This window comes from Lyngbya sp. CCY1209, from assembly GCF_035615495.1.
Lineage (GTDB): Bacteria > Cyanobacteriota > Cyanobacteriia > Cyanobacteriales > Microcoleaceae > Limnospira.
In genome coordinates this window covers 1-204 of the sequence record NZ_JAJENU010000711.1, presented here as the reverse complement: position 1 = coordinate 204, position 204 = coordinate 1, and the positions used below count along the sequence as shown (strand labels likewise).

Here is a 204-nt window from a genome sequence, read left to right as displayed (position 1 = left end):
TACAACGCCTCCAAGACGTTTGATATTGTTGGCTCCATTAAAATCAGCGTCGCCTTCCCATCCGCAATACCCACACTTGAAAGTCTTGCCAGAGCGGTAAGACTTTCCTCTTTCGGGGTGGATATGCAGGCATCTATGGCAAGTCTGACTGGTGTACGCAGGGTTCACCAGAACAACGGGGACACCTTTAGCCGTTGCTTTGTA

The 204-nt window shown here is 50.0% G+C and carries 1 protein-coding gene; it reads right to left on the bottom strand.

Features of this window, described 5'->3' with window-relative positions; all coding sequences use genetic code 11:
- A partial coding sequence (locus tag LKE08_RS29165) for a zinc ribbon domain-containing protein (RefSeq protein ID WP_324707807.1) occupies nt 1–168 on the bottom strand: 168 nt, incomplete at its 3' end.
- Between the last annotated feature and the right edge of the window lie 36 nt (nt 169–204).